Origin of the sequence: Massilia sp. Root418 (genome assembly GCF_001425265.1) — a bacterium.
In the GTDB taxonomy this organism is placed as follows: Bacteria; Pseudomonadota; Gammaproteobacteria; order Burkholderiales; family Burkholderiaceae_D; genus Rugamonas.
On sequence record NZ_LMEC01000025.1, the window covers coordinates 229,306 to 253,902 of the forward strand.

General features: G+C 65.7%; 23 protein-coding genes. 5 read left to right on the plus strand and 18 right to left on the minus strand.

The features are described from left to right. Window positions 1-95: 95 nt before the first annotated feature. From ASC94_RS27770 to ASC94_RS27780, 3 genes are all read left to right on the plus strand, one after another. On the plus strand, window positions 96-1,469 hold the full coding sequence (locus tag ASC94_RS27770; protein ID WP_056404045.1) for a family 43 glycosylhydrolase: 1,374 nt from the start codon (window positions 96-98) through the stop codon (window positions 1,467-1,469). 90 nt (window positions 1,470-1,559) lie between these two features. Continuing rightward, complete coding sequence (locus ASC94_RS27775) at window positions 1,560-2,321, plus strand: ABC transporter substrate-binding protein (protein WP_056404047.1); 762 nt, start codon at window positions 1,560-1,562, stop codon at window positions 2,319-2,321. 172 nt (window positions 2,322-2,493) lie between these two features. Then, on the plus strand, window positions 2,494-3,180 hold the full coding sequence (locus ASC94_RS27780; RefSeq protein ID WP_229417433.1) for an ABC transporter substrate-binding protein: 687 nt from the start codon (window positions 2,494-2,496) through the stop codon (window positions 3,178-3,180). Here ASC94_RS27780 and ASC94_RS27785 read toward each other — a convergent pair. Next, window positions 3,165-3,560, minus strand: a complete 396-nt coding sequence (locus tag ASC94_RS27785; protein WP_229417434.1) for a hypothetical protein — start codon at window positions 3,558-3,560, stop codon at window positions 3,165-3,167. The genes ASC94_RS27780 and ASC94_RS27785 overlap by 16 nt on opposite strands. 226 nt (window positions 3,561-3,786) lie before the next feature. Between ASC94_RS27785 and ASC94_RS27790 the strand changes: the two genes are divergently transcribed. Beyond that, entirely contained in the window at window positions 3,787-4,344 is a 558-nt protein-coding gene (locus tag ASC94_RS27790; protein WP_056404051.1) for a hypothetical protein, read from the plus strand. A 45-nt stretch (window positions 4,345-4,389) separates the two neighbouring features. Further along, the gene (locus tag ASC94_RS27795; protein ID WP_056404053.1) at window positions 4,390-6,435 is read left to right on the plus strand and encodes a S8 family serine peptidase; all 2,046 of its coding nucleotides are present in this window, start codon (window positions 4,390-4,392) and stop codon (window positions 6,433-6,435) included. On the opposite strand, the gene ASC94_RS27800 is transcribed toward ASC94_RS27795, so the two are convergent. From ASC94_RS27800 to ASC94_RS27875, 17 genes are all read right to left on the minus strand, one after another. Then, window positions 6,395-7,984, minus strand: coding sequence for a S41 family peptidase (locus ASC94_RS27800; protein ID WP_056404055.1), 1,590 nt, complete (start codon window positions 7,982-7,984; stop codon window positions 6,395-6,397). The genes ASC94_RS27795 and ASC94_RS27800 overlap by 41 nt on opposite strands. Before the next feature lie 79 nt (window positions 7,985-8,063). Continuing rightward, a complete protein-coding gene (locus tag ASC94_RS27805; protein WP_056404058.1) occupies window positions 8,064-8,843 on the minus strand; it encodes an enoyl-CoA hydratase in 780 nt (259 codons plus the stop codon). Between the two features lie 76 nt (window positions 8,844-8,919). After that, window positions 8,920-10,116, minus strand: coding sequence for an acetyl-CoA C-acyltransferase (locus tag ASC94_RS27810; RefSeq protein ID WP_056404060.1), 1,197 nt, complete (start codon window positions 10,114-10,116; stop codon window positions 8,920-8,922). A 40-nt stretch (window positions 10,117-10,156) separates the two neighbouring features. Beyond that, window positions 10,157-10,654: a PaaI family thioesterase gene (locus tag ASC94_RS27815; RefSeq protein ID WP_229417435.1), complete on the minus strand. Its 498-nt coding sequence runs from the start codon at window positions 10,652-10,654 to the stop codon at window positions 10,157-10,159. A 6-nt stretch (window positions 10,655-10,660) separates the two neighbouring features. After that, window positions 10,661-13,060, minus strand: a complete 2,400-nt coding sequence (locus tag ASC94_RS27820; protein WP_056404062.1) for a 3-hydroxyacyl-CoA dehydrogenase/enoyl-CoA hydratase family protein — start codon at window positions 13,058-13,060, stop codon at window positions 10,661-10,663. Between the two features lie 17 nt (window positions 13,061-13,077). Continuing rightward, entirely contained in the window at window positions 13,078-14,868 is a 1,791-nt protein-coding gene (locus ASC94_RS27825) for an acyl-CoA dehydrogenase C-terminal domain-containing protein (protein ID WP_056404064.1), read from the minus strand. Between the two features lie 99 nt (window positions 14,869-14,967). Then, window positions 14,968-15,555: a TetR/AcrR family transcriptional regulator gene (locus ASC94_RS27830; protein ID WP_056404066.1), complete on the minus strand. Its 588-nt coding sequence runs from the start codon at window positions 15,553-15,555 to the stop codon at window positions 14,968-14,970. 257 nt (window positions 15,556-15,812) lie between these two features. Beyond that, a complete protein-coding gene (locus ASC94_RS27835; RefSeq protein WP_056404068.1) occupies window positions 15,813-16,190 on the minus strand; it encodes an RNA-binding S4 domain-containing protein in 378 nt (125 codons plus the stop codon). After that, on the minus strand, window positions 16,190-17,353 hold the full coding sequence (gene clsB / locus ASC94_RS27840; protein WP_056404070.1) for a cardiolipin synthase ClsB: 1,164 nt from the start codon (window positions 17,351-17,353) through the stop codon (window positions 16,190-16,192). The genes ASC94_RS27835 and clsB overlap by 1 nt, the downstream gene beginning before the upstream one ends. A gap of 6 nt (window positions 17,354-17,359) precedes the next feature. Next, on the minus strand, window positions 17,360-18,166 hold the full coding sequence (locus ASC94_RS27845; RefSeq protein ID WP_056404072.1) for an endonuclease/exonuclease/phosphatase family protein: 807 nt from the start codon (window positions 18,164-18,166) through the stop codon (window positions 17,360-17,362). Window positions 18,167-18,253: 87 nt separating this feature from the next. Beyond that, entirely contained in the window at window positions 18,254-19,171 is a 918-nt protein-coding gene (locus tag ASC94_RS27850) for a fatty acid desaturase family protein (RefSeq protein WP_056404075.1), read from the minus strand. Continuing rightward, window positions 19,168-20,391, minus strand: coding sequence for a hypothetical protein (locus ASC94_RS27855; RefSeq protein WP_056404358.1), 1,224 nt, complete (start codon window positions 20,389-20,391; stop codon window positions 19,168-19,170). Before ASC94_RS27855 ends, ASC94_RS27850 begins: the two co-directional genes overlap by 4 nt. Window positions 20,392-20,405: 14 nt before the next feature. Beyond that, entirely contained in the window at window positions 20,406-21,428 is a 1,023-nt protein-coding gene (locus ASC94_RS27860) for a glycosyltransferase family 2 protein (RefSeq protein WP_056404095.1), read from the minus strand. A 90-nt stretch (window positions 21,429-21,518) separates the two neighbouring features. Beyond that, on the minus strand, window positions 21,519-21,713 hold the full coding sequence (locus tag ASC94_RS34385) for a DUF2442 domain-containing protein (protein ID WP_373888139.1): 195 nt from the start codon (window positions 21,711-21,713) through the stop codon (window positions 21,519-21,521). Further along, window positions 21,661-22,125: a dihydroneopterin triphosphate diphosphatase gene (gene nudB / locus ASC94_RS27865; protein WP_056404097.1), complete on the minus strand. Its 465-nt coding sequence runs from the start codon at window positions 22,123-22,125 to the stop codon at window positions 21,661-21,663. The genes ASC94_RS34385 and nudB overlap by 53 nt, the downstream gene beginning before the upstream one ends. Window positions 22,126-22,173: 48 nt before the next feature. After that, the gene (gene aspS / locus ASC94_RS27870; protein ID WP_056404099.1) at window positions 22,174-23,979 is read right to left on the minus strand and encodes an aspartate--tRNA ligase; all 1,806 of its coding nucleotides are present in this window, start codon (window positions 23,977-23,979) and stop codon (window positions 22,174-22,176) included. A 29-nt stretch (window positions 23,980-24,008) separates the two neighbouring features. After that, the gene (locus ASC94_RS27875; protein ID WP_056404101.1) at window positions 24,009-24,596 is read right to left on the minus strand and encodes a DUF502 domain-containing protein; all 588 of its coding nucleotides are present in this window, start codon (window positions 24,594-24,596) and stop codon (window positions 24,009-24,011) included. Window position 24,597: the final 1 nt, after the last annotated feature.

A 24,597-nucleotide genomic window follows, 5' to 3' on the forward strand; every position in this document is an offset into this window, starting at 1 on the left:
GCCGAAAAAATGTGATTGGTGGCGCGCGCGTGGCGGGCATAAGCTGGCTGCGCATTGCTCGTGAATGCACCATAAAAAATCAGACGGAGACGCTTATGAAAAAACTACTGGCACGATGGTGCCTGGCGCTGTGCGCGCTCGCGCCGCAGGCAGCCCAGGCCATCAACCTCGGCGGCCTGCAGAACGCCCACGATCCCGGCACGCTCACCAAGGACGGCGACACCTGGTTCAACTTCACCACCGGCACCGGTATCTGGTACTCAAAGTCCACCGACATGGTGAACTGGTCCGGCGGCCCGGCGCCGGTGTTCAGCAGCTACCCTTCCTGGATCGCCGCCAAGGTGCCCAACTTCAGCGGTTCGTTCTGGGCGCCGGACGTGATCCACATGAACGGGTATTACTACCTGTACTACTCCGTCTCCACCTTCGGCACCTCCACCTCCGCCATCGGCGTGGCGCGTTCGGCCTCGCTGAAAAACCCCAGCTGGACCGACCTGGGCATCGTGGTGGAATCGTTCGGCGGCGCCAGCGAAATCAACGCCATCGACCCGGCCCTGTTCCGCGACCATGACGGCAAGGTCTACATGTCCTACGGCTCCTTCTTCGGCGGCATCGGCGTGGCCGAGATCAACCAGGCCACCGGCAAGCTGGCCGGCAACGTGACGCCCATCCTGGGCGGCGGCCATGTGGACATGGAAGCGCCCTACATCGTGCGCGAAGGCGGCTACTACTACCTGTACGTGAACCGCGGCGCCTGCTGCAAGGGCGCCAACAGCACCTATTACGTGGAAGTGCAGCGCGCCACCAGCGTGACCGGTCCCTACACCGGCACCCGCACCATCCTGCCCAACGTGGACGGCAAGTACAAAGGCCCCGGCCATGTCGGCGTGCTGAAACAGGACGGCTGCAACTTCGCCTCCATCCATTACTATGACCTGAACGACGGCGGCAACGCCAAGCTGGACATCCTGCGGCTGAGCTACAGCGGCGGCTGGCCCGTGATGACGCGCAATTTCAGCGACTTCAACGGCTGCGGCGGCCTGAGCGACGCGCGCTACGTGCTCACCTCGCGCTTGAGCGGCAAGGCGCTGTCCGTGGCCGGGTCGTCCACCGCCAACGGCGCCATGGTGCAACAGCAAAGCTACAGCGGCGCCAAAAACCAGCAGTGGTACGCGGTGGCGCACGGCGACGGCCAATACAGCTTCATCAACGCCAACAGCTTGCTCAGCCTGGACAACTACGGCAACTCCACCACCGCCGGTACCAATATCGCGCAGTGGGGCTATTGGGCCGGCAACGGCCAGCACTGGAGCGTGAGCAGCCCGGCAAGCGGCTACTACGTCGTGAAGAATCTGCTGAGTGGCATGGTGCTGGATGTGGCCAGCAAGAGCACGGCGGAAAATGCGCAAATCATCCAGTACACGCAGAACAACGGCAGCAACCAGCAGTGGACGCTGACGCGGCCCTGATGCCGGCGCCGGACGGCCGCCCTGGCGCGCAAGCTTGACTTTCCAGCCGGTTCTGTCACATTGAAGCTTTACCGGCTGGCGAACTCAATCATGCACGCCCGCACCATCGTTCTGGCAGTTGCGCTGTGCCTGTCCGGCGCGGCAGCGCAGGCCTGCACGCTGCGGCTGGCGCCCGAAGCCTGGCCGCCCTATATCTTCATCAACCCGCAGGGCAAGCTGTCCGGCCTGGACTACGAACTGGTGCAAGCCATCATGCGGGAAGCCGGCTGCGCGCTGCAGCTGGCGACCGAACTGCCGTCGCTGCGGCGGCAGCTGCTGTTCCGCCAGGGCCAGCTCGACCTGATGCTGGCCGCCTCCGACACGCCCGAACGGCGCGCCTACGCGCGCTTCAGCACCGCCTACCGCACCGAAACCGTGGGCCTGTTCACCAGCCCCGACAACCTGGCGCGCTTCCGCGGCCTGGCCAGCTTCGAGGCGATACAGGCGCGCGGCGTATCGCTGCTGGCGCCGCGCGCCGGCTGGTACGGCGAGCACTACCAGCAAGCCATCGCCGGCCTGGACGCGGCGGCGCGCCGCAGCACCTTCGGCAGCTTCGAGCAGGGCGTGCTGATGTTCAAGGCCGGGCGCGGCCAATTGATCATGGGCGACGCCGCCGCCGTGCGCCACGAAGCGCACCGCCTGGGGGTGGCGCTGGCGGCGCTGCCCTTCGTTCCCTTCCGCGCGCCGGTGCACCTGATGCTCAACGCGGCCAGCACCACGCCGCTGCAGCTGGAACGCATCAACGCGGCCATCGCGCGCCTGGAACAGGACGGCACGCTGGCCGCCATCCGCGCCCGCTACGGGGTGCGCTGAGCCGCCCGCCGCCCCCCGCCGATGCGATGGCGCACGGGCCGACTTGACATTCCGGGCCGTTCTGTCACATTGGGGCTTTTGGTAACGCGGCAAAAACATGAGCGGACGCACCCTAATGCTAACAGCGGCACTGTGTTCCCTGGCAGCTCCCGGTCACGCCTGCATTCTGAAAGTGGCGCCCGAACCCTGGCCGCCCTACATCTTCATCGACCAGCGCGGCGGCCTGTCCGGCCTCGACTACGAGCTGGCACAGGCTATCATGAAGGAAGCCGGCTGCGCGCTGCGGGTGGAGATGGCGCTGCCCACGCTGCGGCGGCAAATGGAATTCCGCCAGGGGCGGCTGGACCTGACGCTGGGCGCGTCGGACACCGCGGAGCGGCGCGCCTTCGCCCGTTTCAGCCTACCCTACCGGAACGAGACGGTGGCGCTGTTCACCAGCCCGGCCAATGCCGCGCGCTACCGTGGCCTGGACGGCTTCGACGCCATCCTCACGCGGCACGTCACACTGCTCACGCCGCGCGGCGGCTGGTACGGCGACAGCTATGCGCGCGCCCTGCCCCAGCTGGACGCAGCGGGCGTGCGCAACCCCTTCAGCAGCTATGAACTGGGCATGCGGATGTTCAAGGCCGGGCGCGCCGACGTGATCATGGGCGACATGGCCGCCGTGCGCCACGAGGCCGAACGGCAAGGCGTGCCGCTGGCAACCCTGCCCTGGGTGCCGTTCCGCGCCCCGGCGCACCTGATGCTCAACGCCGCCAGCACCACGCCGGAGGAGCTGGTCCGCATCAACGCCGCCATCACCCGCCTGGAACAGAGCGGCGCGCTGGCCGCCATCCGCGCGCGCTACGGCTCCAACTGATCGGCGCTGCGCTGGCGGTGCGCGCGCCGGTAGCGGCGCTCGGCCTCGGTCAGGTGGCTCACCAGCAGGTGCGAGATGATGTTGATGCCCACGCCGGCAAACAGCGCCGGCACCAGGTACAGCGCCAGCGAGATGCCGGAGGCGAACAGCTGGTCGTCCAGCAGCGAAGGCGTGTGCGCGGTCAGTTCGGCCAGGCGGCGCAGCACCGCCACGTTGACGCCGGCCAGCACGATCAGGCTCAGGCCGAAGCCGAAAATCGCCAGGCGCGACAAGGCGCGCTTCCACATCATGTAGCCGTAGATCGCCGCCGGCAGCAGCAGCGACAGCACGATGAGCAGAAAAAAATCCAGCTCCACGAACACCGATTGACTCACCGCCATCTTGCCTCCCGAACCTAGCCGTTCAGGCGATTATAGCCGGGGCCTGCCGCGCGGCTGTGTCGCGCAGGACCGCGAATGTAAGCAAAGGCAACCGTCCCCATCAGCAAAAGCAGGCGTGCCGTTTGCGCAGGATCAAGCGCCGCCCAGATAGGCGCGCCGGCGCAGCCAGTCTGTCCTAAGCTGGTCTGGCAGCCAGCCGCCATGCACCGACGCCGGGGAGGTCACCATGTTCAGGAAAATCGCAGCTTCCGTCCTGCCCGCCGTGGCCGTTGCGGCCGCTGCGGCCGTCGCGGCGCTGACCGCGGGATGCGCCTCGTCGCTGGGCACCTTCTACAACCGGCCCGTGGTGGAGGACAAGGTGGGCGAAACGCTGTCCACGGTGTCGCTGTCGGCCGACCGGCGCACCATCGTGGTGTCGCAGCTGCCGCCCGGCTCGCCCAAGCCCCTCTACTGCGCCGAGCCGCCGCCGGACACCGCCACCGGGCTCAAGACCAGCCTGGACACTTCGCTGAAACTGCCGGCCAAGGGCGACGCCTCGCTGAAGGACACGTTCGAGGGCCACGTGACCGTGCTGGCGGCCCGCAACGCCCCGCTGGACGCCTTCCGCACCGGCGTGTTTTCCCTGTGCCAGTACTACATGAACGGCGCCATCAAGGCGGAAGACGTGCGGCCCATGTTCGAGCGCCTGGTCACCATGTTCGAAGCCACGCAAAGCCGGCTGCCGGCTGTGGTGGCCCCCGCCGCGCCCGTTTCACCACCGCCCAGGCAGGACGGCGGCCGTTGAGGCTGCGGCTTTTTCAACCGAGCAGGACTGCTACAGGAGAATGGAATGTCCGAGGCAAACTATTTCTGGCAAGGCGGACGCAGGATCGACATCCGCAAAGACGACTCCGCCATCACGATACAGGCCGAGAACGAGCACGAGGCTTACCAGGCCGCGCGGCAGGCCGGCGTTGAACTGCGCGCGGCCACGCCGGTGACGCCGGGCCTGGTGCGCGCTACCGTGGTGGACGACCGCGAGCAGGCGGTGGACCGGCTGCGCGCCGCAGACCGGGTGGTGCACCACGTTTACCGCGACCAGGAAAGCGGCGATGCCGAATACCTGATCACCGAAACCTTTTTTATCAAGTTCAAGCCGGACACGCCGGACAGCCGCATCCGCGACTACTTCGCGGCCGAGCAGCTGCTCGTCGACAAGGTGCTGGGAGAGAAAACCTACCTGGTGCGGGTGACCACGTACACCGGGCGCAATCCCATCCGCGCCGCCAATGCGGCCACCAACCGCGACGACGTGGAATACGCCGAGCCCAACCTCGTCCGGCCACTGATCAAGTTTTCCTTTATCCCGCCCGATGACCTGTTCTGGCGCCAATGGCATTTGCACGCGCCCGCCGCAGCCGCCGACCTGGTGGCCGGCGCCGGCGTGTTCGCGCCGGAAGCCTGGGACATCACCCGTGGCCGGCGCGAGGTGGTGGTGGCCGTGGCCGACGACGCCTTCGACCTGAGCCATCCCGATTTCCAGGGCGACGGCAAGGTGGTGGCGCGCCTCAACGCGTCCATACGCGGCAGCGAAAACAATGCCGGCATCGACTGGGACGACAACGTCGCGCCGCGTCCCGGCGACTACCACGGCACGCCCTGCCTGGGCGTGGCGGTCGCCGAGGGCAACGGCACCGGCGTGGTGGGCGTGGCGCCCGGCTGCGCCCTGGCCGCCGTGCGCTTCCCGCTGGCGGAAATGTCGGACGCGCACTTCATCATCATGTTCCATAAAATCTCGGCGCTGGCCGATGTGGTGTCGTGCTCATGGGGCTACGGCCCGGCCGACGCGCCCATGAGTACGACCCTGAAGGACACCATCGCCACGCTGGCCCGCAGCGGGGGCAGGCGCGGCAGGGGGCTGGTCATCTGCATCGCCGCCGGCAACAACAACTGCCCGGTGCAGGACCTGGACAACACGCGCACCTACCGCTACCGCACCCGGTCCGGCATCCGCAGCTACAGCGGCCGCATCGACCGCTGGATCGCCGCGCACCCGGACGTGATCACGGTCAGCGCCAGCACCTCGGGCAAGACGCGCTCGGCCTACTCCTCCTGGGGCAAGCAGATCTGCGTGTGCGCCCCGTCCGACAACTGGGACGACCTGGGCGAGATCTCGCCGCGCGGGCTGGGCGTGGTCACCACCGACAACGAGGGCGCCGGCCCGAATTCCGACTTCACGCCGGGCTCGCGCTTCACCGACCGGTTCGGCGGCACGTCCAGCGCCACGCCCACGGTGGCCGGCGTCTGTGCGCTGGTGTTGTCCGCCAATCCGGTGCTCAGCGCCATGGAAGTCAGGCAGATCCTGGAGCAGACCGCCGACCAGGACATGTCGCTGGAAACGGACACCCCGGTCAACGAGGCGGGCGACTTCCACGACGGGTTCAGCCTCTGGTTCGGACACGGCAAGGTGAACGCGTTCCGCGCCGTCGAGATGGCCGCCGACCGCAATGCGGCGGAGCGCCCCATCGAGGCCAGCGACGACACGCCGCTGGATATCCCGGACGACGGCGCAGCGGTGCTGGGCGCCATCGAGATAGGCGACGAGGGCACGATCACCGAACTGCGCGTGCAGGTCGATATCGAACATACTTTTATCGGCGATCTGCGGGTGGACCTGATCGCGCCGGACGGCACCGGCGTGGTCCTGCACAACAACGCCGGCGGCTCGGCCAACGACCTGCTGCGGACCTACGCGGTGCAGGACACGCCCGCGCTGCGCCCGCTGCTGGACCGGCCCATACGCGGCACCTGGCGGCTGCGCGTGAAAGACACCGCGCGGCTGGACACCGGGCGCCTCAACGGCTGGCGGATTGCGGCGCGGGTGGCCGGCCAGTAGCCAGATCCTGCTCGATCACGCGGCGGAAGGCTGCGGTGCTCCAGACCAGGCTGCGCACCATGATGTCGGGCTGGTAGCCCTCCCCGTTGCCCCTCGGACGGTGGACGTAAAGCTTGGTAGGCACGACCACCACCGACAGGCCCGACGGGACTTTCTCCAGCCTGACTTCCATGTACGTCGAGTCGGCCGAACTGGGAGCGCCAATCAGCCTGGTATTGGGGAAGAGCTTGAAGGTGTCGATCGCGTCCAGGCAGGCGCTGGCGCACTGGCCGGGGACGATGACGTACACCGGCCGCGTGAACGCGGGCGGGTCTCCCGCCTGGTCGGCGGCGGCGTCAGTGGCGGCGTCAGTGGCGGCGTCGGGGGCGGCGTCAGTGGCGAGACCGATGCCAGCTGCCTGCGGCGCAGCCGGGGCGTCGGCCGCTTGCACGTAGAAGGCCTCGCCGCGCGCCAGCGCAGCGCGGATGTGCACGCTTATCTCCCGGGCCCATGCTGCCGTTTCCGCTTCCTTGTCGCGCAGGGACTGCTGGTGCAGCGCCTCGAAGTGCGCCAGGTTGCCGGGCGTGGCGCGATACCAGGTCTGGGTGCGCGCGAAATACGCCGCCGTGCGGCGCTTCACGCGCGCTTCTCCCCACAGCGCAGCAGCGAAGTCCTCGCTCCAGGAAGACGAGCCGCCCTGGTTGTCGCGCAGGTCGATCACGACCGCGTGCGCTTCCAGCATGCGCTGGCGCTGCTGCCTCACCTGGGCGGACATGGCCCGGTAGGCGGCCCGGTCCGCCTCTTCCGGCACGAAGGTCGGCATGGCGGCCCAGAACAGTCCGGGCGCGGGTTCGGTCAACCCGACCGGAAGAACGTCGCCATTGTAGCTTTCCTTGCTCCAGCGCTCCGCCTGCGGCGTGGCCGCGCGCCAGGTCAGCGCCAGCGCAGATTTCCTGCCCTGGTGCTGGAACACGCAGCGCTGCGGATGGCGTATGAAGGGGTTGCCGTCGTCGCTGAACAGCCGGCGGCCGCGCGACCACCACTGGCCCGCTTCGGCGATACGGCCGCTGAAGCTGAACAGATTGTCGCGCATCAGCTGTTCGCTGGACTTGCCATCGCAGGAGACAATGCGGGCGCCGGCGGCGGGCGAGCCGTTTTCGGCCGCGTAGACGTACAGCCCATCCCCGCGCCATGCGGCGACAAAGCCAGGCCAGCGCTTCGCCGGCGTCCCGGACTCCAGCTGGCTCGCCATGCCCGCATGGCCGTCCCGGATGCGGACGTTAAAGGCGTTGATGGCCGCCGCATAACCGGCCGCGTTGCGCACCTTCTGTGCTAGTCCCAGCGCGTACGCGCGCGCTTCGCGCAGCTTGCCAGGGAAGCCGGGATTGTGCGGATCGACCGCGCCGGGGTGGTTCTCCAGCGTGATGCGGTAACCGTCTTCGATGTCGCGGATGACGGCCGCGCGCCACTGCGCCGGCGAGGCGGGCAGCGGCGGCAGGTCCGCAGCCTGCACGCTGCAGACGGCGGAGAACAGGAAGCTTGCAGCAGTGCGGCGGCGGGCAGGGATCACTTGGTCAGCTCATGATGTTAACTATCCGATATTAACAAATTATGAACTGCGCCTGAAGCGCCCCGCCCCTCCGCCCCGCTCAGTTGAACTGGCTGAAGTCCGGCTTGCGCTTCTCGAAGAAGGCGGTGAAGGCTTCCTTGGCTTCCGGGGCCAGCAGCATCTGGCCGAACAGCTGGCCTTCGGTTTCGATCACGGCCTGCACTTCGCTGTTGCGGCCGGCCTTCATCAGGCGCTTGGTGTTGCGGATGGAGGTGGCGGGCAGCGCGGCCAGCTTGGCGGCCTGGCCCTGCGCGTAGGCCAGCACCTCGGCGGCCGGCAGCACTTTCGAGACGATGCCCATGTCGTACGCTTCCTGCGCCAGGAAGGGTTCGCCCAGCATCAGCTTTTCGGCTGCGCGCGCATGGCCGGCCGCTTGCGTCATCAGCAGGCTGGAGCCGAATTCCGGGCACAGGCCCAGCTGCGCGAACGGCACCGAGAACTTGGCCGTGTCGGCCGCATACACCAGGTCGCAATGCATCAGCAAGGTGGTGCCGATGCCGATGGCCGCGCCGGCGACGGCAGCCACCACGGGCTTGCTGGCGCCGCTCAGCGCGCGCATGAACTGGAACACGGGACGGTCGGTGAAGGCGGCGCCGTCGGCCGGCTTGGCGGTCTTCAGGAAGTCGTCCAGGTCGTTGCCTGCGGTGAAAATCTCCGGCTTGCCGGTGATCAGGATGGCGCGCACCGAGGCATCCTGCTCGGCGTCCTTGATGGCGTCGGCCATGGCCTGGTACATCACGGTGGTGATGGCGTTCTTGCGCTCCAGGCGGTTGAATTCGATGGTGAGGATGCCGTTGGCTTTGCTGCTCAGAATATCCATGTAGGGGTCTCCGTTTTAGTATGAAAAAAGGCGCCGGGGTTGTGCCGCGGCGCCTTCAGTTAGTATGCAGCGATGCTTATACGCGTTCGATGATACCAGCCGCGCCCATGCCCGCGCCTACGCACATGGTGACCATGCCGTATTTGAGGCTGTTGCGGCGCAGCGCGTGCACCACGGTAGCGGCGCGGATAGCGCCGGTGGCACCCAGCGGGTGGCCCAGGGCGATGGCGCCGCCCATCGGGTTGACCTTGGAGGTGTCCAGGTTCAGGTCGCGGATCACAGCCAGCGCCTGCGCTGCGAACGCTTCGTTCAGTTCGATCCAGTCCAGCTGGTCCTGGGTGATGCCGGCAGCTTTCAGGGCTGCAGGAATCGCCACTTTAGGACCGATACCCATGATTTCCGGCGGCACGCCGCGCACGGCGAACGAGGAGAACTTGGCCAGCGGGGTCAGGTTGTGCTCGCGCAGGATTTTTTCGGAGACCACGATCAGCGCGCCGGCGCCGTCGGACATCTGCGACGACGTGGCGGCGGTGACGGTGCCCTTGGCGGCGAAGACCGGCTTCAGCTTGCCCATGGTTTCCATGCTGGCGTCGGCGCGCGCGCCTTCGTCCTTGTCGACCACGCGCCTGGAGACCTTGATCTCGCCGGTGCGCAGGTCCGGGGTGCGGGTGATGATTTCAACCGGGGTGGTCTCGTCCTTGAAGAAACCGGCTTCCTGCGCGGCGATGGCCTTGCGGTGCGATTCCACGCCGAACGCGTCCTGGTCTTCGCGCGAGATTTTCCACTGCTGCGCCACTTTCTCGGCGGTCAGGCCCATGCCGTACGCCAGGCCGATGTTCTCGTCCTTGAAGGTGTCCATGTTGATCGACGGGTGGTGGCCCATCATCGGCACCATCGACATCGATTCCACGCCGCCGGCAATCATCACGTCGGCTTCGCCAACGCGGATGCGGTCCGCCGCCATGGCCAGGGCGGTGATGCCGGACGCGCAGTAGCGGTTCACGGTGACGCCGCCCACAGTGTTCGGCAGGCCGGCCAGCACCACCGAGTTACGGGCGATGTTGAAGCCCTGCTCGGCTTCCGGGAAGGAGCAGCCGATGATGGCGTCGACGATCAGCGCCGGGTCCAGGCCAGGCACGGCGGCCATGGCGCCCTTGATGGCGGCGACCAGCAGGTCGTCCGGGCGGGTCTTGTTGAACATGCCGCGCGGCGCCTTGCCGATCGGGGTGCGGGTCGCTGCGACGATGTATGCGTCTTGAAGTTGTTTGCTCATTTTCTGCTTTCGAATATTGTGTGATCGATTAGCGCTGTCTTTATCGCTTGGCCGAGAGATACCAGTCCACCTGTACCTGTGCCGCCAGCGTGCCGTGCTCGTCGACGATGTCGACGTTCACAGGGAAGGCCAGCTTGCCCTCCGCCGCCAGCTGCGCCTTCAGCGCGGCCAGGTCGCCCGGCACGCGGCCGCTGGCGCGCGTGGCGCCCTTGGCCAGCTTCTGGTACTGGATGCGCGACTCCTTGGCCACCGGCCGCATGTCTGCGATCAGTTCGGCGAAACCGCCTGCCATGGCCGCCCCGCTGGCCGTCTCCGCCAGCGTGAACAAGGCGCCGGCGTGCGGCGTGCCAAGATGGTTGTGCAGCTTCGCATCGTCCGGCATCGACACTTCGGCAGTGCCGTTGCCGATGCTGTCGATGCGGATGCCGAGCAGCCGTACCATGGGCAGGGTGTCCATCATTTGCTGCTTGATACGGTCGTATACCATGCTCGGTTTCACTTTCAGCAGGACTTTGAAGGCCAGCGACAGGAGGGACATCGTGGATTAGTTGCGCACCGGCTTACCGGTTTGCAGCATGCCCATGATGCGCTCTTGCGACTTCGGATTGTTCAGCAGCTCCAGGAAGGCCTTGCGTTCCATGTCCAGCAGCCACTGCTCGCTCACCACGCTGCCCTGGTCGATGTCGCCGCCGGACACGATTTCAGCAATCATGTCGCCCAGCTTGAAGTCGTGCGCGGAGATGAAGCCGCCGTCGCGCATGTTGACCAGCTGGCCCTTGATGGTGGCCCAGCCGTAACGGCCGGTCACGGTCACGGGACGCTGGATCGGTGCGCGGTAGCCCGCGTCGAACATGGCGCGCGCGGTCACTTTGGCCACGTGCAGCAGTTCGTACGGGTTGAACACGATCACGTCATCTTCCTTCAGGTAGCCCATGGCCTTAGCTTCCAGCGCGGACTTCGATACTTGCGCGGTGGCGGCGTTGGTGAAGCCGGTCTTCAGGAATTGCAGAATGTCGTTCCCCTTGGCTTCCTTGAAGGCGCGTACCGCCGCTTCTTTCAGGCCGCCGCCGGCAGGAATCAGGCCCACGCCCACTTCCACCAGGCCGATGTAGGATTCGATCGAGGCCACGCGCTTGGACGCGTGCAGCGCCATTTCGCAGCCGCCGCCCAGCGCCAGGCCCGCCACCGCCGCAACCACCGGCACGTTGGAGTACTTCATGGCCTGGAAGGTGTCCTGCAGTTCCTTGATGATCGGGTCCACTGCTTTCGCGCCGCCCTGCATGAATGCAGGCAGTGCCGATTGCAGGTCGGCGCCAGCCGAGAACGCGCCGCCGTCGGCTGCGTCCGCGCTCCAGATCACCAGGCCCTTGAAGTTCTTGCCGGCTTCTTCCAGGCCCATTTTCAGGCCCTTGATCACGCCGTCGCCGATCACGTGCATCTTGGTCTTGAGCGAGATCACCAGCACTTCGTCGCCGGAGTGCCACAGGCGTACCGATTCGTCCTCGAACACGGTGGTGCCGGCCTTGGTGCCGTCGATGGCGCCGCTGCCGAAGATCTGCGCGCGGAATTCCTGGCGCTTGTACACGTCCAGCGTCGAGCGCGGCACGTAGCTGTTCGATGCTGCCGAGTAGGAGCCCTCAGGGGTGTGCACGCCCTTCTCCGCCACCTGGCCTTCGAATACCCACGCCGGCAGCGGTTCGCTGCACAGAGCCTGGCCCGCGTCGATGTCGGCTTTCACCCACTCGGCGATCTGGGTCCAGCCTGCGGCCTGCCAGGTTTCGAACGGGCCGGATTTCCAGCCGAAGCCCCAGCGCAGCGCGAAGTCGATGTCGCGCGCGTTGTCGGCGATGTCTTTCATGTGCACGGCGATGTAGTGGAACACGTCGCGGAAGATCGCCCACAGGAACTGGCCTTGCGGGTTGGTCGATTCGCGCAGCGCCTTCATCTTCTTGACCGGATCCTTTTCCTTCAGGATGCGGGCGATGATGTCGGCTGCCTTGGCGCCGCCTGCCACGTATTCGCCGGTGGCGAAGTCCAGGCGCATGATGTCCTTGCCGACCTTCTTGTAGAAGCCGGCGCCGGTCTTGGAACCCAGCGCGCCTTTTTCCACCAGCTTGCTCAGCACTTCAGGCGTCTTGTAGATGGCTGCGAAGGGATCGTTCGGCAGGTAGTCCTGCATGGTCTTGATCACGTGACCCATGGTGTCCAGGCCAACCACGTCCGCGGTGCGGAAGGTGCCGGAGCTGGCGCGGCCCAGCTTGGAGCCGGTCAGGTCGTCCACCACGTCCACCGACAGGCCGAACTTTTCGGCTTCGTGGATGGTGGCCATCATGCCGAACACGCCAACGCGGTTGGCGATGAAGTTCGGGGTGTCCTTGGCGCGGACCACGCCCTTGCCCAGGGCCGAGGTCAGGAAGGTTTCCAGCTGGTCCAGGATCTCCGGCTTGGTGGCGGCGGTCGGGATCAGTTCCACCAGGTGCATATAGCGCGGCGGGTTGAAGAAGTGCACGCCGCAGTAGCGCGATTTCAGTTCTTCGTCGAAGCCTTCGGACAGCGTGGTGATCGACAGGCCCGAGGTGTTCGAAGCGAAGATGGCGTTGGCGCCGATGTGCGGAGCGACCTTCTTGTACAGGTCATGCTTCCAGTCCATGCGCTCGGCGATGGCTTCGATGATCAGGTCGCAGCCGGCCAGCAGGTCCAGGTTGTCTTCGTAGTTGGCTACCTGGATCAGCTCAGCGTCGGCCTTGTCGCCGAACGGCGCCGGCGACATTTTTTTCAGGTTCTCGATAGCGCGCAGAACGATGCCGTTCTTTGGGGTACCCTCTTTTCCCGGCAGGTCGAACAGCACCACAGGCACTTTGGCGTTGACGCAGTGGGCGGCGATTTGCGCGCCCATGACGCCGGCGCCCAGCACGGCTACTTTTTTAACGGTGAAATTGGTCATATCGGTCCTCTATGCTCTTAGAACAGGTCGGCGTCGAGCGCCATCAGGCTGGCGGCGCCGGAGCGCGCCTGGCGGATCAGGGTTGCGGTTTCCGGCTGCAGGCGGGCGAAGTAGAAGCGCGCGGTGGCCAGCTTGGCTTTGTAGAAGTTGTCGCCGGAGTCCTGCTTTTCCAGCGCGATCTTCGCCATTTGCGCGAAGAAGTAGCTGTACACCAGGTGGCCCACGACGCGCAGGTAAGGCACGGCGGCGGCGCCCACTTCGTCCTGGTTCTGGAAGGCCTTCATGCCGATTTCCATGGTCAGCTTGCCGACTTTCTCGCCCAGGTCGCCCAGCGGGGTGATGAATTCGGACATCGCTTCGTCGGTGCCGTTCTCTTCCACGAAGGCGCGGATCTTGTCGCCGAACTTGCGCAGCTTGGCGCCGTTGTCCATCAGGATCTTGCGGCCCAGCAGGTCCAGCGACTGGATGGTGTTGGTGCCCTCGTAGATCAGGTTGATGCGCGCGTCGCGCACGTACTGCTCCATGCCCCATTCGGAGATGTAGCCGTGGCCGCCGTACACCTGCATCGCTTCCGAGGTGGCGATCCAGCCGTTATCGGTGATGAAGGCCTTGACGATAGGGGTCAGCAGCGCCACTTCGTCGGCGGCTTCCTTGCGCACTTCTTCGTCCGGGTGGTTCAGTTCGCGGTCGATCTGCAGCGCGATGTAGGAGGTGAATGCGCGCGCGCCTTCGGCGTAGGCCTTGCAGGTCAGCAGCATGCGGCGCACGTCGGGGTGCACGATGATCGGGTCGGCCGCCTTGTCCGGCGCCTTCACGCCCGACAGGGAGCGCATCTGGATGCGGTCCTTGGCGTAGGTCAGCGCGTTCTGGTAGGCGATCTCGGTCAGGCCCAGCGACTGCATGCCCACGCCCAGGCGGGCCGCGTTCATGAACACGAACATGGCGTTCAGGCCCTTGTTCGGCTGGCCGATGATCCAGCCCTTCGCGCCGTCCAGGTTCATCTGGCAGGTCGAGTTGCCGTGGATGCCCATCTTCTCTTCGATCGCGCCGCAGGTGATCGGGTTGCGCGCGCCGACGGTGCCGTCTGCGTTCGGCAGGAACTTCGGCACCAGGAACAGCGAGATGCCCTTCGAGCCTTCCGGCGCGTCCGGCACGCGGGCCAGCACCAGGTGCAGGATGTTGTCGGACATGTCGTGCTCGCCGGCCGAGATAAAGATCTTGTTGCCCGTGATGGTCCAGGAGCCGTCCGCTTCAGGGATGGCTTTCGAGCGCAGCAGGCCCAGGTCGGTGCCGCAGTGCGGCTCGGTCAGGCACATGGTGCCGGTCCATTCGCCGGAGACCAGCTTGGGCAGGTACAGGCGTTTCTGTTCATCGGTGCCGTGTTCTTTCAGGCACTCGTAGGCGCCGTGCGACAGCCCGGGGTACATGGTCCAGGCCTGGTTCGACGAGTTCAGCATCTCGTAGAAGGAGTTGTTCAGCACCACAGGCAGGCCCTGGCCGCCGAATTCCGGATCGCAGGCCAGTGCGGCCCAGCCGCCTTCAACGTACTGCTTGTAGGCTTCCTTGAAGCCTTTTGGAGTGGTCACGGTCTTGTTGACCGGATCATGGGTGCAGCCTTCACGGTCGCCCGAGTGGTTCAGCGGGAACAGCACTTCCGAGGTGAACTTGGCGCCTTCGTCCAGCACCGCGTTGATGATGTCGGCGTCGGTTTCCGCGTGGGCCGGCAGTTCTTTCAGCTGCTCTTCAACCTTCAAGAACTCGTGCAGCACGAATTGCATATCCCGGATTGGTGCGACGTATTGACCCATGATTTTCTCCTGATGGCGCAAACTAAAAAAGTAAGCTAAATAAGTAAAAGCGCTGCGGCGGACCGCGGCTGCCCGTGCATTCCGTGCACCCAGCCGAGGCTAGGTGCGGTAGTTTTCAATCAAGCGCGTAAAGCCGGTGCGGGCCCGTTCCACGCTGCCCGGCGTGCGCAGGAAGCGTGCGTCGTGATGCACCGCCAGGATCAGGCCGTACATCTCGTACACCAGCTGCTGCGCGTCGGTGTCCTGCTTCAAGTCGCCGGTGTCGATGGCTTGCTGCACGCTGCGCACCAGCGCGCCCTGCCAGGCCGACACCATGCCCACCAGTTCCTCGCGGATCGGGCCGGGGCGGTCGTCGTATTCGACGGCGCCGCTGATGTAGATGCAGCCCGAGGCGATCTCCTCGCTCACGCGCGAGATCCAGCGCGCAAACATCGCGCGCAGACGCGGCAAACCGCGCGGTTCCTTAATGCTGGGGAAGAACACTTCCTGCTCGAAACGGTGGTGATACAGTTTCAGCACTTCCAGCTGCAAGTCCTCGCGCGAACCGAAGTGGGCGAACACACCCGACTTGCTCATGTTCATTTTGTCCGCAAGCAGGCCGATGGTCAGGCCTTCCAGACCGTCCCGGCTGGCCAGTTCCAGCGCCATATCCAGGATGGCTGCGCGGGTGAGCTCGCCCTTGCGCATAAATTTGATTGAAGTATTAATAGTTGCCACTCAAAGTTGTAGTCCAGGTCAGGGAGTTCTATTTTCTCCCACCTGGATTTTCTTCGTGTGAAAAGAATTGCGAACGCTCGTACTATTATCCAGCGGGGGGTAAAAGTCAAACGCCTTCGTTAGAGGCGGCGTTCTATTGGTGCAGCGCAGCAATAAAAATGGGGTCAGGGTTAATATTCCGCTGTGCGGAATATTAACCCTGACCCCATTTCGGAGATGAGAAGGGCTTATTCGTCGTGGAAACGGCCTAGTTGACGGCGGTCGCGCTTGGTGGGGCGGCCTTTGAAGTCGGCGCCGGGTTCATGGAACAGTTTGCGGCGCTCGTGTTCTGCAGTGCGGCGGGCGATGCTTGCCGCGCTTTCCTCGTACAACAGGCGCGCCACCGGGGCGCCGCCGCGCTTGTCTGAAATCCCCAACACACGCACTTCCCACGCGTCCGAGCCGTTGTCGATGGCCAGCTTGTCGCCCACCCGCACCGCGCGCGCGGGCTTGATGCGCTCGCCGTCCAGCTTTACCTTGCCGGTTTCCACCGCGTCCGACGCGAGGGAACGGGTCTTGAAGAAACGGGCTGCCCACAGCCATTTGTCGATGCGCACATTGTCCATTACGCGTACTTTCCTACAGCAAAAATTCTCATCAACAGCTTGTAGAACACGAAGGCCACCTCGTAGCCGATGCGGCGCACCCTGCCAACGTGGGCGAAGTCTTCGGCGTGGATCACCACGCCGTCGGCAATGCCTTGCTCGATGTGCTGGCGCAGGCTGCGCGCGAATTCGGCATCCTTGATGACCACGTTTGCTTCCTGGTTCAGGAACAGGCTCAGCCCGTCCACATTGCTGGAGCCGACCGTGGCCCAGTCGTCGTCGATCACGGCCACCTTGGCGTGCAGCTGGGTCTTGCGGTATTCCACCACTTTCACGCCGGCCGCCAGCAGCTTGGGGTAGAAGGAGTGGGCCACCGCGTCCTGCAGCCAGATCTCGCCCACGCCGATCAACAGCACCACTTCCACGCCGCGCTGGGCGGCGCGCGCCAGCGCGTGGCGGAACTTGCGGCCGGGCGCGAAATAGGGATTGGCGATCAGCACGCTCTTGCGCGCGCGGCCCAGGGCCTGCAGGTAGGCGCGCTGGATGGTGGCGCGGTTGCGCAGGTTGTCGCGCACCACGAAACCGGCTTGCACCGTGCTCTGGCGCGCGATCCTGTTCACCTTACGCATTTCGTTGAACAGGCCGATGCGCTTGATGATGCTCATCTTGCCCAGGCGCTGCCACTGGGTCTGTGCTTCCTGCTGGATGGAGGCCACCAGCGGACCGCGCACGGCCACTGCGAAGTCCCAGCGCGGCGCGGCCAGGCAGACGTCGGGCTTGGTGTCGCAGAACATGTCGTCGTTGATGTTGATGCCGCCTACGAACGCGACCTCGCGGTCCACCACGCAGATCTTGCGGTGGGTGCGCGTCACGCCGCGCTTGAACCAGGGATTGAAGATGCGGTGCTCCACGCCGGCCGCCACCAACTGCTCGTGCATGCGGTTGACCTGGCGGTGCCCGGTGCCGAACCAGTCGGTGATCATCCTCACGGCCACGCCGCGCTGGGCGGCGCGCACCAGTGCGCCCAGCACGGACTGGCCGGTGTCGTCCCCGGCGAAAATATAGGTTTCGAAGTAGATCTCGTACTGCGCGGCGTCGATCGCTTCCCGCAGGGCCGGGAAGTAGTCGGTACCGCAGTGCAGGAGCTTGACTTCGTTATCGGCGATGAAATTAACTGAGCGCATACGGCGTCAGTTTAACCCCAGTGTCGCCACGATGGGAGAATGGTCGGACAAGCGTGCCCACTCGGGGCCGTGCAGCACCTGCGCGGTCTCCACGCTGAAGCCGCGCACATAGATGCGGTCGAGCCGGAACACGGGCAAGGCGGCCGGGAAGGTGCGGGCCGGATGCAGGGCAGCCTTGCGCCGCGCCAGGGTACGGACCAGGTCGCCCAGCGCGGAGGGCGGGCGGATCTCATCGAACACCTCCACCACGCCCAGCGCCTTGCGCAGTGTGGCGCTCAGGGTATTGCGCCAGTCGTTGAAATCGCCGGCGATGATCACCGGCTCGTTATCGGGGGCGGTTTCCTTGACAGCGTCGATCAGCGCCTGGGTCTGGCGGGTGCGGCCCGCTTCAAACAGGCCCAGGTGCACCACGTAGCAATGCACCGGCGTGCTGGGCGTGTCGATGATGCAATGCAGGATGCCGCGCGCCTCGTAGGCGTGGTCCGAGATATCGGTATTGGTCCACTTGGCGATAGGGAAATTGCTGAGCAGTGCGTTGCCGTGGTGGCCGTGGTCGTACTTGGCGTTCATGCCGTACACCGAATGGCGGCCGTCGCCGAAGAACTCGTGCTGCGCCGTGGTGGGCCAGTGGCGGTGGCCGTGCAGCTCCTCGCCGAACTTTTCCGCAATGCGGTCGTGCTTGCCTTGCACTTCCTGCAGGAACACAACGTCCGCCTCGAACTTGCCGATGGCCTGCTTGAGCGCATGCACGCGCGGCTGAGAGCGGTACGACACGCCCTTGTGAATATTGTAGGTGGCGACTCGGATCTTCATGGGAACAATTCTACTCCCAACAGTCCGCTTGCCGTGCGGCTATTGTGCGGTGGCGGTTGTGTGCGGCATGGCACAGACCGCCGGGCGTTATCCTGTACGCGTGGAAACGTCGCGCAGGACGCGGCCGTAGCCGCGGTAGAGATTGGCCGGAGGCAGGACAGGCAGCATGGCCTGGTGCACCTTGGGCAGGCGGTAGAACGGCGCGCGGGGGTGGCAATGGTGTTCGATATGGTAGTGGATGCAGTGCGGACCGAACAAAAAGGTTTGCCAGCTGCGCCGCACCACCGTGCGGGCGTTGCTCATCTGGTCGCCCGCTTCCGGGTAGCCTGCGTGCTCGGTGATGGCACGGATGCGCGCGAACAGTTGCAGCAGCGTGACCGCCGGCAGCAGCCACAGCCCGGCGTACAGCAGCGGATGGCCGGTCAGGCACAGCGTGCCCAGCAGCAGGCCGTGGCTGCCGGCGATGGAGGTACGCACCAGCCACTTCTGCTGCGCGCTGGCGGGCGCTGCCGGGGACAGGGCGAGCTGGCGGTGCTTGCCGGCCACCACGTCGTACACGCCGGAAAAACAGGACAGGCCGCACAAGTCCCGGCACAGTCGCCGGACCAGCTCGCGCCGCGTGACGGGGTAGTCGGCAATGCGGAACACCAGGGCCACCGGGTCGTCCGCGCTCATGGGCGCGCGGTGGTGCTTGAGGTGGCCGTAGCGGTAGAAAAACATCGAGACCATCAACGGCCCGGCGGCAAACAACTGGCCCGCCGCGTCGTTCAGGCGGCGGTTCGCGTACAGCGTGCCGTGGGCGCTTTCGTGCATCAGCACGGCAAGCGCCAGCTGGGTGCGTGCGACCAGGACGGCCGCCGCCAGGTAGACTGGCCAGACCGGCCAGCACGCCGCCGCCCAGAAGCAGGCCGCGATGATGGCCCAGTCCAGCGCGATGGCGGCCGAGGCGCGCCAGGGGTTGATGGTGAATAGTTCCGCTGGCAAAGCCGGCTTTTCGCCCGTCATGCCGTCGGCCTCAACTGGCCGGATGCGCTGGCTTGCGCCAGGCGGCGCCCTTGCGCGAGCCGCATCAGCGTCAGCACCCAGGCTTGCACCCGCGCCTCGGCCGCAGCAATGCCCTCAGCCAGCAGGGCCGCCCCCGCAGACCCGGTTGCCGCTAAGCCGTCAGCCGGCGGCGCGGCAAGTGCCGGCTTGGCGGCAGGCGCGCCGGCCAGCAGCGCCTGGGCTGCGGTTTGCACCGCCAGGCGGAAGGATGCGGCATCGCCGCGCCAGACTACTACGCGGTGCGCCAGCCCCAGTTCAGCGACGCGGGCGGCGTTTGCCTGCTGCTCCGGCTGCTCGGTGACAATCAGCAGGATGGGCCTGCGGTAGACCAGCGCCACCGACAGCGCGGCCATGCCGGGCGCGGAGACGATCAGGCGGCTCTGCGCGGCGCGATCGACCCAGGCCGCGTCCCGCGCCTGCCAGCCCGGCCGGCCCGCATAGCCCTCGCCCACGAGATGCAGCAAGCTCGCAAGCGGGGCCAACCCCTGCTCCAGCGCAAGCGCCAGGTCAGCGTCCCGGAAATGCGGGTTGAGGTAGACTGCCGCTTCGCATGGCAGGCCAGCCGGCTGTGCCGGCGCGATGGCAACCGGCGTGGGCAGGCGGTAGTTCCGGCCCGGATGCAGCTGCGGCTCCGCATAGGCGAAATCGTGCTCCAGGCGGGCATGGCTGGCGTCGATCTGCACACTGACGGCGGCCCGGAACAGCGCGGCGGCCCAGCGCGGCAAGCTGCCGTCAAAGGTACCCTCCAGCGCCCGCCGCAAACTGCCGCCGTAGACGTGCACCACCTTGTGCCGCCAACCGGGCAGGTAGCCCATCAGGAGCAGCGCCGGATGGAAGGAATCGTTGACTACCAGGTCGCTGCGCGCGAAGGCGGCCCGCAGCCGCCAGACGTCGCGCAGCATGCGGCCGGGATGCAGCATGTAGCGCAGCACGTTGGCGGCGCTGTCCCTGCGCCGCATGTTCTGGCAGCTGTCGAACTGCATCGCGTAGTGCGGCGACAGCACGAGCGCATCGATGCCGAAGCCGGCCAGAAAAGTGCGCCCCGCTTCCGATGTGGTCAGCACATCGACAGCGGCGCCTTTAGCGCGCAGGGCTTGCGCCAGCAGCTGCGCGCGCATGAGGTGGCCGCGCGCATCGGCCGTCGCCAGGTAGAGGATGCGCAGCGGAGCGGAAGCGTGCATGGGCAGGCCGTCCATCAGCGGCGATGGTAAGACAGCGTGGTTTCCTGCGCGCCGTGCGCGGTGCGCAGGCCCAGGCTGTAGAACAGCGCGCCCGCCATGTCGACCGCAGAGAACAGGCCTATTGCCGCCATGCCGCCCAGCCAGCGCAGGCCACGCAGGCGGGTCAGGTCCTGCCGGTTGAGCGCGCGCACGCTGCATCCCAGCCTGGCCAGCTGCACGCATAGCGGGCCGACCGGGCCGCTGCGCGCCAGCCATTGCAGCCAGGACGGCAGCAAGGTGAGCACCAGGTGCGGCGTGAGCGCATGCGTGTCCTCGCCGCGCATCCAGCGCAGCTGCAGGGTTTCGCGCCAGGTGTCGGGCAGGCGGTGCTCGGTGTGCGCGGCGGCGGCGTAGTGCAGCGGCAGGCCGGCCGCGTGCAGCCGCATTCCGAGCACCTGGCAATGGGCGCGGTACACGCCTTCCAGGGGCTGGTACTGATAGCGCGCGAACACGTCGCGACGGAAGGCCACGTTGTTGGCGTAGAAGTTGCGCGTGGCGCCGGCTGCGAGGCGGCTGGGGAAGTACATGAAGTCCATGGTGGTCAGCGCGCTGCCGACCACGTTGTCCGCGTAGCTGGTGCGCCCCGCCACTACGGCCGGCGGCGACGGCTGCGCAAAGGGCGCGAGCATGGCGGCGAGCCAGCCGGAATCGGGGCGGCAGTCGGCATCGGCGAAAAGGACATAGGCGCAGCGGGCGGGATCGGTGGCGGCAAAGCCGGTGTTCTTGGCGTCGTAGTAGCCGGTATCGGCGCTGATTTCGACGAAGTCGATGCGGCACCCGGCCGCTTGCGTCAGACTGTCGCGGCAGGCCGCGCTCAAGCCATCGTGCGTGATCACGACCTGCGCCAGCGCGGACAGCGGCACGGTCTGGCTGGCCAGCACGCCCATCACGTGCCGCAGACTGGCTTCGGCGGCAGCTAGCTGGCGGTCCCCGCCGCGCAGATTATTCGTTTCCAACACCAGCGCGGTACGTCCCGCGATCTCGTTGATACGCTCCATGGCCACCCTCCTCTGTCGTACGATAATCAATCGTAGCGAGCGGGGCTGAGGCGGGTCTTAAGATTGCGCAAGCAAATGGCAGGTGACGGCTTACTTCAAGAAAACTTGATCAGCGTGCCGGTCGCCGTAGCCGGCGAGCAGATGCGCAACGCTGATGTCCTCATCCAGCGCCGCCCAGTGCAGGCCGGCAGCGCTGATCAGATAGTCGGACCGCTGCGCCGGCACACCTGGATCAGCCGCGCAGTAAAGCCAGCTGGTGGGGCAGCTGCAGGATGGCTTCGGCATTGGAGGACGAGAAGCATTTGTCCGCCGCTTCCAGGTAGGGCAGCCACACGTGTGCCGTGTGCTCGCGCGGGCTGAGCAGGATGGGGATGCCGCGCGGGACTTCGACGCTGAACACGTGCTCGGTGTTTTGCGTCACGCCGGGCGCGTAGCGGTGGCGCCAGACGGGGTAGATTTCGTAGATGTTGGACAGCTGCCAGTCGCGCAGCGCGATGCGCTCGCCGTCGGCGACGATGCCGGTTTCCTCGAACAGCTCGCGCGTAGCGGTCGTCAGCAGCGGCTCGTCCGGCGCGTCCAGCGAACCGGTGACCGATTGCCAGAAGCCGGGATTGCCGGCCCGCTCGATCAGCAGCACTTGCAGGTCGGCCGTGTGGATCACCACCAGCACCGACTCGGGTATCTTGTAAGGCTTCATAGTTCCAGATAAAAGAAAAGGCGCCGAGGCGCCTTTTCCAATGCTACATCAGCCGGCGACTTTCGGCTCGGCGGTGCGCAGGCGGATGTGCAGCTCTTTGAGCTGCTTCTCGTCCACTTCCGACGGCGCGTGGGTCAGCAGGTCTTGCGCACGCTGGGTTTTCGGGAAGGCGATCACGTCGCGGATCGAATCGGACTTGGTCATCAGGGTCACGATACGGTCCAGGCCGAAGGCCAGGCCACCGTGCGGCGGCGCGCCGTACTGCAGCGCGTCCAGCAGGAAGCCGAACTTCAGGCGGGCTTCGTCGGCATCGATCTTCAGCGCGCGGAACACTTTCGACTGCACTTCTTCGCGGTGGATACGGATCGAACCGCCGCCCAGTTCCCAGCCGTTCAGCACCATGTCGTAGGCCTTGGCGATGCAGGCGCCCGGATTGGTTTCCAGCATGTCCTCATGGCCGTCTTTCGGCGCGGTGAACGGGTGGTGGGTCGCGGTCCAGCGGTCGCCTTCTTCGTCGTATTCGAACATCGGGAAGTCGATCACCCACAGCGGCGACCAGACGTCGTCGAACAGGCCGGCTTTCTTGCCGAATTCGGAGTGGCCGATCTTCACGCGCAGCGCGCCGATGGCGTCGTTCACCACCTTGGCTTTGTCGGCGCCGAAGAAGATCAGGTCGCCGTCCTGCGCACCCGTCAGTTCCAGGATCTTGGCCAGGGTGGCGTCGTCGATGGTCTTGACGATAGGCGATTGCAGGCCGTCGCGGCCTTTCGCTTTTTCGTTGACCTTGATGTAGGCCAGGCCCTTGGCGCCGTAGATGGCCACGAACTGGGTGTAGGCGTCGATTTCCGAACGCGGCATCGAACCGCCCTGCGGCACGCGCATGCCGACCACGCGGCCGTTAGGCATGTTGGCGGCAGCGTTGAAGATCTTGAACTCGACGTTCTTGACCACGTCGGTCAGTTCGGTGAATTCCAGCTTGACGCGCATGTCCGGCTTGTCCGAACCGTACTTGCCCATGGCTTCCGAGAAGTTCATCACCGGGAACGGGTTCGGCAGGTCCACTTCCATGGTGTTCTTGAACACCAGGCGGATCATGTCTTCGAACAGGTCGCGGATCTCCTGTTCGGTCAGGAAGGAGGTTTCGCAGTCGATCTGGGTGAATTCAGGCTGGCGGTCGGCGCGCAGGTCTTCGTCGCGGAAGCACTTGGTGATCTGGTAGTAGCGGTCGAAGTTGGCCACCATCAGCAGCTGCTTGAACAGCTGCGGGGACTGCGGCAGCGCGAAGAAGTTGCCGGCGTTCACACGCGACGGCACCAGGTAGTCGCGCGCGCCTTCCGGCGTGGACTTGGTCAGCATCGGGGTTTCGATGTCGATGAAGCCCAGCGCGTCCAGGTACTTGCGCACTTCCATGGTCACCTTGTAGCGCAGGCGCAGGTTGTTCTGCATCTGCGGACGGCGCAGGTCCAGCACGCGGTGGGTCAGGCGGGTGGTTTCGGACAGGTTGTCGTCGTCCAGCTGGAACGGCACGGCCACGGAGGCGTTCAGCACTTCCAGCTCGGAGCAGATGACTTCGATCTTGCCCGACTTCAGGTTGTTGTTGATGGTGCCGGCCAGGCGGTCCTTGACCACGCCGGTCACGCGCAGGCAGAACTCGTTGCGCACGGACTCGGCCGCCTTGAAGACCTCAGCCTGCTCTGGATTGCAGACGATCTGAACCAGGCCTTCGCGGTCGCGCAGGTCGATGAAAATCACGCCGCCGTGGTCGCGGCGACGGTGTACCCAACCGCACAGGCTGACGGTTTGGCCGAGCTGGGCTTCAGTGGTGAGGCCGCAGTAGTGAGTGCGCATAGACATGGTTATTTCTCAGTTCAGGTTAATTTGGTTCATTCGGGCGCAACCACGCCCATGGAAACGATGTACTTCAGGGCCGCATCGACGCTCATGTCGAGCTCGATGACATCTTTCTTGGCCAACATCAGGAAAAATCCCGAGGTCGGATTCGGCGTGGTGGGCACGTACACGCTCACGTAGTCGCCCTCCAGGTGGTTCTTCACGTCGCCGCCGGGCACGCCGGTCAGGAAGGCGATGGTGCGCGAATCCTGGTGCGGGTACGGGATCAGCACGGCCTTGCGGAAGGCGTTGCCGGACGAGGAAAACAGCGTGTCCGACACCTGCTTGACGCTGCCGTACAGCGAGCTCACCACCGGAATGCGGTGCAGCAGCTTTTCCCACATGCGCACGATGTAGTTGCCGACCAGGTTGTTGGTCAGCAGGCCGGTCACGAACACGATCAGCACGGTCAGGATGGTGCCCAGCCCGGGAATATCGAAGCCGAACAGGGCCAGCGGGCGGAAACGCTCGGGCACCAGCAGCAGGGACTGGTCCATGGTGCTGATCACCAGGTTCAGCACCCACGCCGTGATGGCGATGGGAACCAGGATCAGCAGGCCGGTGATGAAGTATTTGCGCATC